Here is an 11,323-nt window from a genome sequence, read left to right as displayed (position 1 = left end):
GCGGTGATGACCAGCTGCGCCTTCGACATGGCTGACCTCCCTGACTTGCAGAGGTGTCAACTATGTCGCGAGACAGCCGTCAACTATGTCGTGGAATCACACACTGCCGGGGGCACCATGCCGGGGGCACCATTTGAGGTGTATTACGTCGGCTGATGGTTGACAGTTACTTCGGCTGATCCTTGACCAACGCATTCACCGCCCAGTCACGCCTCGGCCGAGTCGGCCGCCGCCATGAGCGCCATCGCCAGCCTCCGCGCGTCGGCCGGCCGGATGATCGGGGTGTCGGGGCAGTCAATGATGATCTCGCGCAACGCGTGTCCGTCCGCGTATTGCAGGCCGATCACCGATATCACGATGTCGGCGCGCCGCCCGTGGCCGGTGGTGTGCTCGATCCTCCACTCCGGGCCATCGAACGCCCTCAAGCCACCTCCGATGTTGTCCCATTCGCCGACGCAGGTCGCCTGTGCGGGTGGCGCAAGGTTCAGGTTCATGGATTCATCGTTTCCGCGAACACGCGCGGGGGCACGCGTAGTCCACTACTTCACTTGTCACGCCCGTGGTACCCGCGCGACAGGACTGACGAGGTCTACGGCAGCACCGTGTGCATCAGCATCACGTCGTATGCCGACCACAGCGACAGGTTGAAGTACAGGTCCCTGCCCGACGACCACGGATGGATCATCGGCGCGTAGATGCCGCCGGGCATCTGGAACGACGAGACGAGCGGTTGCTCCCCGCTCCACGGGCCGGTCGGGGTCGGCGCGGTACGCGCCACCACGTCGTTGCTGCCGCCGTTGGTGTACAGCACCAGGTACTGCTTGAGGTAGCTGTTGTACTGGGCCGACATCTCGCCCACCGGGCCGGGCCAAAGCGGGGTCGCCGCACCGGGATTGGCCGCGACCCAGTGCCCGCCGTTGTCGCCGTTCCAGTACTGGTACTTGCTCAGATCGGGTAGGTAGTTCGGCGGAACCCGGGACAGGAATGCCGCACCGCCGCGGCCCGACGGGGTCCCGAACTGATACAGGTAACCGTCGTTGCCCTTCATGAACGCGCCCATTTGGAAGTTCTCGTTGCCCGGGGTGAACCGGACCCCCGGGATCGCATCCGGGGAGGCCGTGCGAATGGTGCTCGGGAAGATTCCCCAGTTCTGGCCGTTGTCAACGGATCTCGCGATCGCCGAGTAGTTCGTCTGCCACTCGCCGTCGCGGCCCCACTGCCTGATGGACATGTAGCTCATGTACTGGGTCCGTCCCAGCGAGATGCCCGCCGTCGGGATGATGCCCGTCTCGTGCGGCGCTTTGTGGATGGTGTTGACGACCTGCTTGGAAAGGCCGGTCGTCCAGACTGGTGAGCCGGAGTACCGGTCGTTGGGCACGCCTTCGGCGATGTGGATCCCGTGCGACAGATCCCGGTCCGAGCTGCGGAACAGCACGTTGTAGCGCCATTGCTGGCCCTTGACCTTGCAGTAGCCGAAGGTGTCACCGAAGGCCATCAGGACCTGGCGGTTGGCGGGATCGCCGTTGTCCCAAGCGATCCCGAGGTCGGTCCCGGAGATGCCGAAACGCTGGAGGGTCTTGTTCGGGCCGTCCGGCCCGGTCACCCAGTCGACGAGTGACGTCGGCGCGCCCGCGATCGTGGCGGGCGGTGGCGGCGCCGGCTGGGGGGCCGGCTGGGGCGCCGGCTGCGGGGGAACCGCGGCGTTCGGCTGCAACTGGGCCGCGTTCGGCGGTTGCTGGGGAACGCCCGGCGCCGGCGGAGTGGGCCCGGGCGGAACGACCCCCGCCTGAGGTTGTACCGGCGCCGCGTACCGCGGGCCGGCGGCCCCCGGCTTGAGGAATGACGAGATCAGCGGGCCCAGCTTCGGCAACGGTGCGTGGTCATTGGTATGCGAGGGCCTGCGCCCGGTCGGTGGCTGGACCACCGGCTGCGGGGCGGGCATCGCCGGGGGCGCCGCCGGAGGATCCACGTTTGCTTCGGGGGCGCTGCAAGGCGTGGCGTTCGCCGATGGCGCGGGGCCCATCGCAACGAGAAAACCGACGGCGGTCACCGACACCACCGGTAGCGACAGGACTCGAAAAATCGCCGTCAAGGTCACACCTTTCCAGGGACGGGCCGTCGCGTTGACGTCCGCAGTTGGCCAATGTGACGATAGTGATTCACGTGGCCTGTGTGACCACTGATCTGCGGATAGGTATGCATCCGTGACCGTGTCGCAACGCAATCGGTTTCCCGCCGATTTGGGGCATTCGCCCTGATCACGGGGCGGTCGGAAGTCAGAACGGCTTGGCCGTGAACCCCCAGCGCAGCAAAGCGGCCTCGCGCACGGCTCGGCCCCGCAGCGTCGCCGGACGCGGCCCGGTCCACGGGGTTGGCTTGCCCCGCGTGCCGAACATCCAATACGCCTGCAGATACGGGAGCGGCCTGGAATGTCCCGACCGCATCCCCTGCAGCCCGCTCGCCGCGAGTTCGCGACGAAGCTCCGCGATGGTGAATGCCGCCGCTTCGCTCGCGATCGCATCCTGGCGCAGGATCGGCGGCGAATCGGGGTCAACGCAGACCAACATGGTGGGGCACGCCGCCGGGTCCCGCAGGCGCTGGAAATCCGAGAGCCAGACCGCCGCACCACTGCGCCGCCGCACGGCGGCGATCTGGCCCAACGCGCGGCGCAGGACGTCGAAATCCGGGAGTTGATGCAGCGTCCACATGCACGAGATCGCGTCCCACGCTCCGTCGGCCAGTTGCTCGGGCAGCGCGGTGAGGTCGGCCTGCACCAGTTCGACCCGCTCGCCCAGTCCTTCGGCGTCGAACAACTCCCGCGCGGTGCGCAGCATGTTGGGCGCCAGATCGACGGCGGTTGCGCGAACGTCGGGACGCCGGCGCAGGATGGCGCTCAGCGCGCGGCCCGAACCCACGCCGAGGTCCAGCAGGCGCCCGTCGGCCGGCAGCAGCGCGTCGAGGCCGCGTGCGCACAGGTCGTACACGGCCTGCATGCCCGGGTTGGCCGCGCCGCCGGTGTGGAAGTGCGCAACCGACTCCGGATCGTCCATCACCATGGGTTCCGGGGTTCGCTGGCGCCCCGCCCGGTGCAACCGCTCCCGCACAACGATTCCGGGCACTCGCCACATCGGCCGAATTCTCACCCCGCACCTCTCTTGAAGCGTCAGCGTTTCGTCCATGATCATGTCAGCGCGAGAACTTTTGCCGCGCACGACGGTCGGTAAGCTTCCACCCGCGCGCCCTTGCTCGGTGGCGACGCGCCGCGCAAATCCGGAGGAGGCAGACGTGGTTCAGGCGCCAGTCGGGGGTGGGCTCAGTTCACTGCCCCCGCCGCCGCTGAACCCCATGCCCTTTCGCCAGCGGGTGCGGGCGGTGAGGGAATTCAGCTCGGGAATGGAGCGACTGCGTGACGCCGGTGGCCCGGTCACCTACTTCACCCTGGGGCCGCGCTGGCTGATGCCGCCGATGGTGTTGGCCACGTCGCCGCGCGCCATCCGCGACATCTTGAGCACCAAAGACGCATCGGTGGACAAGACGACGCCCGTGTTCGATCAGATGCGCCGCATCATCGGCGCCAACCTGGCCGTCCTCCCCTACGAGCCCTGGAAGTCACGGCGACGCACCCTGCAGCCGGTGTTCACCAAGCAGCGCGTCAGCGAGTTCGGCGGCCACATGGCGCAGGCGGCACAGGCGGTGCGCGAGGGATGGTCCGACGACGCCGAGATCGACCTGGACGCCGAATGCCGCACCCTTACGCTGCGTGCGCTCGGCCGCTCGGTGCTCGGGCTCGATTTGGAGCAACGCGCCGACGACGTCGCCGAACCGCTGCGGATCGCGCTGACCTACGCGATCCGGCGCGCCACACGCCCGTTGCGCGCCCCGCGCTGGCTGCCGACGCCCGCGCGGCACCGCGCCCGCGCGGCGAGCGCCCGGCTGCACCGCCTGACCCAGGACATCCTGCGCGAGTGCCGCGCGGATCCGAAAAGGGTCGCACCGCTGGTCCACGCGCTCATCGCCGCGAAGGATCCCGAAACCGGAAAAGGGTTGACCGACGAGGAGATTTGCGACGAACTGATCATCTTCCTGTTCGCCGGCCACGACACCACCGCCACGACGTTGACCTACGCATTGTGGTCGCTGGGGCGCCATCCCGAATACCAGGACCGCGTCGCCGCCGAAGTCGCGGCCCTGCCCGATCGGCCACTGACGCCCGACGACATCCCACAACTGGGCTACACCGTCCAGGTGATACGGGAGGCGCTTCGCCTGTGCCCCCCGGCGCCGACGGGGACGCGAATGGCCTGCCAAGACGTCGAAGTCGGCGGCCACCTGGTGCCGAAGGGCACCATGCTGGTCGTCGGAAGGATGGCCGTGCAACTCGATCCGCGGCTGTGGGACGACCCGCTGAAGTTCGATCCCGAACGCTTCAGCCCGGAAAGCTTCAAAGCCCTCGACCGCTGGCAGTACCTCCCGTTCGGCGGCGGCCCGCGCTCGTGTATCGGCGACCATTTCGCCATGCTCGAGGTCACCCTTGCCCTGGCGACAATCATTCGCGGAGCCGAAATCCGCTCTCTCGACGACGAATTCCCGCTCGCGCTGCACTTCACCATGATTGCGGGCGGGCCGATCCGCGCCCTCGCCCGGAGGCGTCGCCAGTAATGGACGACCAACTTGTTGCCGGCTATCGGGCACGGATCCTGGACCTCGACCGGGCCGCCGATCGTGCCGAGTTGGAGCGGCTGCGTGCGGACCCCCGGGTGCAATTCCTCGACCAGCGCGACGCACAACTTTCGGGCCTGCGCGGCCTTCGCCCCCCGCCCGGCCCCGACCTCCTGGAGGAGCGTCCGAAGTGGGCCTACTACCCGTGGCGCCGCGCGGTCGTTGGAGTGTTGGGCCCCCGCGGTTTTCGCGCGCTGCGCCTTGACCGCAACAGAAACAACATCACCACGCGGGAACAGACCCGGCTGGGCGAACTCAGCATCGGGGTTGCCGGTCTCAGCGTCGGCCACGTCATCGCGCACACCCTGGCCGCCCAGGGACTCGCCGGCCGCCTGTGGCTGGCCGACTTCGACCACCTCGAGCTGTCGAACCTCAATCGCGTGCCCGCCACCGTCTTCGACCTCGGGGTCAACAAAGCCCACGTCGCGGCGCGGCGGATCGCCGAGCTCGACCCCTACCTCCCGGTCGACGTGTTCGACGCCGGGCTCACCGCCGACACCGTCGACGCGTTCCTCGATGGACTGGACATCGTTGTCGAAGAGTGCGACTCGCTCGACATGAAGGCACTGCTGCGCATCGGGGCGCGCGCCCGGCGCATCCCCGTGCTGATGGCCACCAGCGACCGCGGCATCGTCGACGTCGAACGCTTCGACCAAGAACCCGCGCGCCCAATCCTGCACGGACTGCTCGGCGACCTGGACATCGCGCTCCTGCCGGGCATGAGCAGCCGCGACAAAATCCCCCACATGCTCCGCCACCTCGAAGCCGAACAATTGTCCCCCCGCGCGGCGGCGTCTCTCATCGAGATCGATCGGTCGCTGTCGACATGGCCCCAGTTGGCGTCCGATGTCGTGCTGGGCGCCTCGGCACTGGCCGAAGCGGTGCGCCGGGTCGGCCTGGGCGAAGAACTGAAATCCGGTCGTTGCCGCATCGACGTCGGCGGCGCCCTCGACCAACTCGACGAGCCCGACATGGCCAAGCCTGGCTCCGCAGCCGCGGAATACCCGCCGCCCCCAACCGCTACCGACCCCATCGTCACCGCCGCGATGCGCGCACCTTCCGGCGGGAATTCCCAACCCTGGCACATTGTCGCGGAACCCACCCAGATCACGATTAGCATTGCGCCCCAACATACTTCCACGATGGATTCCGGTTTCCGGGGCAGCGCCGTCGCGCTGGGTGCGGCGCTGTTCAACGTCAGGATCGCCGCCGCGGCCCATCGGATGCTCGGCCCGGTGAGCCTCTCCGAGGACGCGAACGGGTCACCGCTGCGCGCCACGATGCGCTTCGACGGCGGCGAGGATTCCGCACTCGCCGAGCTCTACGAGCCGATGCTCGCGCGCGCGACCAACCGCCATCACGGCACGTCCCGGCCGCTGCGCGGCGAGACGATCGAGTCGCTGACCGCCGCCGCCGATCGCGAGGGGGCGCGGATGCACCTGATCACCGACAAAGACCAGCTGACGTCGGCCGCCGCCATTCTCGCTGCGGCCGACCGGATTCGGTACCTGACGCCGCAGCTACACCGCGAGATGATCTCGGAACTGCGCTGGCCCGGGGATCCCGACCCCGACACCGGTATCGACGTGCACACCCTCGAACTCGACGCCGGAGATCTGGCCCTGCTCGGGGTGCTGCGCCGCCCGGAGGTCATGGCCCGGCTTGCCGAATGGGACGCGGGCGACGCGCTGGGCGACGACATGCGAGACCGCGTGCTCACCAGCTCCGCGCTGGCGGTCGTCACCGTTACCGGGCGCGGCCTTCGCGACTACGCCAGGGGCGGATCGGCCGTCGAGGCGGTATGGATTAAGGCCCAGCGGGAAGGCCTGAGCGTCCAGCCGCTGTCGCCGGTGTTTCTGCACGCGCAAACGACGTCCGATCTCCGAGCGATGTCGCCCGCCTTCGCCGGCGAATTGCGCCAGCAGCAAAGCGATTTCGTGCGGTTGGCCGCGACGCGTCCCGATGAATCCATCGTGCTGATATTGCGGTTCACCGCGGCGCCGCCGGCGTCGGTCGCGAGCCGACGTAGCGCGAGCCGGGTCGAGTCTCCGCGAAACCGACTCAGCGGAACTGGCCCTCCTGGATCAGACCGGTGACCGCGCGGTCCCAGCGTTGCAATTGAGCGTCGTCGAAAAGCGGCTCGCCCAGGTACCGCTCGATGTGCGGACGCAGGATCAGCGCGCCGACGCGCAGGATCAAGGGGTTGAGCACCGCCCATTCGGGATCGAGGTCGGGCCGGGTCAGTCCGTGCTCCGCGAAATGGTCGCGCTGCGCCACGCTGATCCCGATGAGGCCGTCGAAGATCACCGATCCGACCTCGGCGCGTTCGCACAGTGCGTGCGCAAGGTAGTCCATGACGAGCGGATTTTCGGCGATGAGACCCGTGAGTTGGCGCCCCGCCTCGGCGAGCGCACCGGCCGGCTGCTTGGGCAGGTCCGCCGATTCCAACCCGTCGCTGAGGATGCGCAGCACGTGCTGATCGACGGCAGCGACCAGCGCGGCCTTGGTTCCGTAGTAGTGCTGGACCAACCCGATCGACACGCCGGCGGCCTCGGCCACCTTGGCCAATGAGGTGGCGGCAACCCCGTGGGTGGCGAAACGCTCCAGAGCCGCATCGCGTATCCGCTCTTCGCTGGACGGCTCCGCTGGCGGTGGCGGCTCGTACGCAAACAACCGCGGTCGCTCCACCCGTCGAGAATATAACCGCACCGCCGCGCACTACATCCGTACGCCGCTACACTATGCCCGTATGGCTTCACAATACGATCGCATTGTCGCGGTGGGCGCCCGCCCCTCCCTTACTCAAACGATGGTCAGTCGCCGTGCCGGATATCACCTACCTGGCTCCTGACGGTTACATCCCCGGCTACCTCGCCATCCCCGACGGCGACGGCCCGTGGCCGGGCGTCATCGTCGTGCAAGACGTGCTCGGCGTCACCGCGGACCTGAGACGCATCACCGACCGCGTCGCCCGCGAGGGCTACCTGGCATTGGCCCCGGACCTCTACTGGCGCAGACCCAAGGTCAAGTGCCTGATCAGCACCATCCGCTCGCACTTTTCCGGCAGCGGCGCCGCCTACGACGACCTGATCGCCTCCCGCAACCACCTCGCCACCAATGACCGGTGCACCGGCAAAGTCGGGCTGATCGGTTTCTGCATGGGCGCCGGATTCTGCCTGCAGCTGGCCCCCCTCGGGCTGTTCGACGCGGCCGCACCGAACTATGGGCTGATGCCCAGCAACATCGACGTCCTGCAGCGATCGTGCCCGGTCGTGGCCAGCTTCGGGGCCAACGACCGCATCGTGGCGCGCGGCACCGCCGCCAGACTCGAAGCCGTGCTCGCGGACGGCGACGTGCCACGCGACGTCAAGGAGTACCCGAACGTCGGCCACAGCTTCATGAACGAACACGACAAGCCCGCGGTGATCCGCACCATCGCCAACATCGCGCGCATGGCCTACTCGGAATCCGAGGCCGAAGACGCGTGGGATCGGATCCTCACGTTCTTCCAGAAGCACCTCGCTTAAAAGCGTTGACCGGCAACCTCATTGGGCGACCGAAAATCCGCCGAGGGCGTGGACCCCGCCTCCCTCGGTGGGCACGGCGTGCGGCCCGGGCTACCCCGCGAGTTTTGCCCGAAGATCGGGCAACATGTTTGTCGGCCGCCGCCGGGGGCAATGATGCAACAGAGGCGAGCGCGTCGGCCGGCCTTCGCGCTCGCCGAGGTCCCGTCGGTTCAGCCCGAGAGCCGACGGGGCCGCCCCTCGCTTCGAGGGCCCGCGGCGCGATCCTGGCGCCTCGCGGATACGGGCGAATCGGCAGCTCACCCCGGAGTAGTACCGTGCCCGTATGGGCGGCTCGACAGGCGTGTGGATCCTCGGCGGCTACCAGAGCGATTTCGCCCGCAACCTCACCAAAGAGGGCGGTGACTTCGCTTCGTTGACCGCCGAGGTCGTCGAGGGCACGCTCGCCGCGGCGAAGATGGGCCCCGCCGAGATCGGCGTCGTGCATGTCGCCAATGCGTTCGGCGAGATGTTCGCGAGCCAAGGCCACCTCGGCGCCATGCCGGCCACCGTCTGCGATGGGCTCTGGGACACCCCGGCTTCCCGGCACGAGGCCGCGTGCGCGTCGGGCAGCGTGGCGGCGTTGTCGGCGATGGCCGACTTGCGATCGGGCGCCTACGACACCGCGCTGGTGGTCGGTGTCGAGCTGGAGAAGACCGTCCCCGGCGACACCGCCGCCCGGCATCTCGGCGCCGCCGCGTGGACCGGCCACGAGGGGGCCGCCGCGCGCTACCTGTGGCCGTCGATGTTCGCCGAGATCGCCGACGAGTACGACCGGCGTTACGGCTTGGACGACACGCATCTGCGCGCCATCGCCCAGCTCAATTTCGCCAACGCGCGGCGAAACCCCCACGCCCAGACGCGCGGGTGGTCGGTCCCCGATCCCATCACCGACGACGACGCGACCAACCCGATCACGGAGGGCCGGTTGCGCCGGTTCGACTGCAGCCAGATGACCGACGGAGGGGCGGGCCTGGTCCTGGTCAACGACGCCTACCTGCGCGACCATCCCGACGCGCGCCCCATCGGGCGCATCGACGGCTGGGGGCACCGCACCGTTGGGCTGGGCCTCCGGCAGAAGCTGGACCGCGTACGCGACGACTCCCGGGAAAGTTATGTGCTGCCGCACGTGCGCGCGGCGGTGCTCGACGCGCTGGGCCGCGCGCGGGCGACCCTCGACGATCTCGACGGATACGAGGTGCACGACTGCTTCACGCCCAGCGAATACCTGGCCATCGACCACATCGGGCTGACCGGCCCGGGTGAGTCGTGGAAGGCTATCGAAAACGGCGAGATCGAGATCGGCGGCCGGCTGCCCATCAATCCCAGCGGCGGGCTGATCGGCGGCGGCCACCCCGTCGGGGCTTCGGGTGTGCGCATGCTGCTCGACGCGGCCAAGCAGGTCAGCGACGCGGCCGGCGACTACCAGGTCGAGGGCGCGACGACCTTCGGCACCCTGAACTTCGGTGGCAGCACCGCCACCACCGTCAGCTTCGTCGTGAGCGCGACCGGGGACCAGGTGACCAATGGACGTTGAGATCGTCGGCAAGTTCCTGTCGACCCTGCCCGAGGACGACGACCACCCCTACCGCACGGGCCCCTGGCGGCCGCAGACGACGGAGTGGGACGCCGACGACCTGACCGCGGTGGCAGGCGAAATCCCCCGCGACCTCGCCGGCGTCTACCTGCGCAACACCGAGAACCCGCTGCATCCCGCGTTTCAGACCTATCACCCGTTCGACGGCGACGGCATGCTGCACGTGGTCGGCTTCCGCGATGGAAAAGCCTTCTACCGCAACCGCTTTGTCCGCACGGACGGGTTCCTGGCGGAGAATGAGGCCGGCGGGCCGCTGTGGCCCGGTTTGGCCGAGCCCGTGCAACTGGCCAAACGGGAGCAGGGCTGGGGTGCGCGCACCCGGATGAAAGACGCGTCGAGCACCGACGTCATCGTCCACCGGGGCATCGCGCTGACCAGCTTCTACCAGTGCGGCGACCTGTACCGGGTCGACCCGTACTCGGCCGCCACGATCGGCAAGGCCACGTTCAACGGTCGCTTCCCCGTGGATTGGGGCGTGTCGGCCCATCCGAAGGTCGACAACAAAACCGGCGAGCTCCTGTTCTTCAACTACAGCAAGCAAGCACCGTTCATGCGCTACGGCGTGGTCGACGAGAACGATGACCTGGCCCACTACGTCGACATCCCGCTGCCCGGCCCGCGCCTGCCGCATGACATGGCGTTCACCGAAAACTACGTGATTCTCAACGATTTCCCGCTGTTCTGGGATCCGCGGCTGCTCGAGCACGACGTGCACCTCCCACGCTTCTACCCCGACATCCCGTCCCGCTTCGCGGTGCTGCCACGCCGGGGCGGCACCGACGACATTCGCTGGTTCGAGGCGGACCCGACCTTCGTGCTGCACTTCGTCAACGCCTACGAGGACGGTGACGAGATCGTGCTCGACGGCTTCTTCGAGGGCGATCCCCAACCCCTCGACGCCGGGGGGACGAAGTGGGACAAGCTCTTTCGGTTCCTGGCACTGGATCGCCTGCAGGCCCGGCTGCACCGGTGGCGCTTCAACGTGGTCACCGGGGCGGTGAAGGAGGAGCGACTCTCGGAATCGATCACCGAGTTCGGGACCATCAACCCCGACTACGCCACGAGGGGCTACCGCTACACCTACGCCGCCACCGGGAAGCCTGGGTGGTTCCTGTTCGACGGGTTGGTCAAACACGACGTGCTCACCGGGGGGCAGGCGGCCATCTCGTTCGGCGACGGCGTCTATGGAAGCGAGACCGCGATGGCGCCGCGGGACGGCGCGACCCGTGAAGACGACGGGTACCTGATCACCCTGACCACCGACATGAACGCCGACGCCTCCTACTGCGTGGTCTTCGACGCCGCCCGGATCGAGGACGGGCCGGTATGCAAACTCCGACTGCCGGAACGCATTTCCAGTGGCACGCACGCGACGTGGGCGCCCGGCGGCCAGCTGCGGCGCTGGCACGCCACGGAGTCGGCGGCGAGCGCGATCGGGCTGTGA

Annotated in this window: 9 protein-coding genes; 5 read left to right on the top strand and 4 right to left on the bottom strand. The window is 68.4% G+C overall.

What is annotated here, in order from left to right; translation table 11 throughout:
• Positions 1–206: 206 nt before the first annotated feature.
• From BST11_RS19675 to BST11_RS19665, 3 genes are all read right to left on the bottom strand, one after another.
• Positions 207–494 carry a hypothetical protein gene (locus BST11_RS19675; RefSeq protein WP_082958167.1) on the bottom strand — a complete coding sequence of 96 codons (288 nt, stop codon included), beginning with the start codon at positions 492–494 and terminating at the stop codon, positions 207–209.
• Between the two features lie 95 nt (positions 495–589).
• The gene (locus BST11_RS19670; protein ID WP_083139582.1) at positions 590–2,092 is read right to left on the bottom strand and encodes a glycoside hydrolase family 183 protein; all 1,503 of its coding nucleotides are present in this window, start codon (positions 2,090–2,092) and stop codon (positions 590–592) included.
• A 184-nt stretch (positions 2,093–2,276) separates the two neighbouring features.
• Positions 2,277–3,119 carry a class I SAM-dependent methyltransferase gene (locus BST11_RS19665; RefSeq protein WP_244897714.1) on the bottom strand — a complete coding sequence of 281 codons (843 nt, stop codon included), beginning with the start codon at positions 3,117–3,119 and terminating at the stop codon, positions 2,277–2,279.
• Positions 3,120–3,345: 226 nt separating this feature from the next.
• On the opposite strand from BST11_RS19665, the gene BST11_RS19660 reads away from it, so the two are divergent.
• Positions 3,346–4,659, top strand: a complete 1,314-nt coding sequence (locus BST11_RS19660; RefSeq protein ID WP_372509606.1) for a cytochrome P450 — start codon at positions 3,346–3,348, stop codon at positions 4,657–4,659.
• Positions 4,659–6,815 (top strand): Rv1355c family protein, encoded by a 2,157-nt coding sequence (locus BST11_RS19655; RefSeq protein WP_083139572.1) that lies wholly within the window; start codon positions 4,659–4,661, stop codon positions 6,813–6,815. The genes BST11_RS19660 and BST11_RS19655 overlap by 1 nt, the downstream gene beginning before the upstream one ends.
• Here the strand turns inward: BST11_RS19655 and BST11_RS19650 are convergent.
• Positions 6,781–7,407 carry a TetR/AcrR family transcriptional regulator gene (locus BST11_RS19650; RefSeq protein ID WP_142276449.1) on the bottom strand — a complete coding sequence of 209 codons (627 nt, stop codon included), beginning with the start codon at positions 7,405–7,407 and terminating at the stop codon, positions 6,781–6,783. The genes BST11_RS19655 and BST11_RS19650 overlap by 35 nt on opposite strands.
• A gap of 134 nt (positions 7,408–7,541) precedes the next feature.
• On the opposite strand from BST11_RS19650, the gene BST11_RS19645 reads away from it, so the two are divergent.
• The 3 genes from BST11_RS19645 to BST11_RS19635 all read left to right on the top strand — a co-directional run bounded on the left by BST11_RS19645 (position 7,542) and on the right by BST11_RS19635 (position 11,323).
• Complete coding sequence (locus BST11_RS19645; RefSeq protein ID WP_244897713.1) at positions 7,542–8,246, top strand: dienelactone hydrolase family protein; 705 nt, start codon at positions 7,542–7,544, stop codon at positions 8,244–8,246.
• Between the two features lie 322 nt (positions 8,247–8,568).
• The gene (locus tag BST11_RS19640) at positions 8,569–9,819 is read left to right on the top strand and encodes an acetyl-CoA acetyltransferase (protein WP_083139568.1); all 1,251 of its coding nucleotides are present in this window, start codon (positions 8,569–8,571) and stop codon (positions 9,817–9,819) included.
• Positions 9,809–11,323 carry a carotenoid oxygenase family protein gene (locus tag BST11_RS19635; RefSeq protein WP_083139567.1) on the top strand — a complete coding sequence of 505 codons (1,515 nt, stop codon included), beginning with the start codon at positions 9,809–9,811 and terminating at the stop codon, positions 11,321–11,323. Before BST11_RS19640 ends, BST11_RS19635 begins: the two co-directional genes overlap by 11 nt.

The sequence above is a fragment of the Mycobacterium alsense genome, from assembly GCF_002086635.1.
Taxonomy (GTDB): domain Bacteria; phylum Actinomycetota; class Actinomycetes; order Mycobacteriales; family Mycobacteriaceae; genus Mycobacterium; species Mycobacterium alsense.
This window is presented reverse-complemented; position numbering and strand designations above follow the sequence as displayed.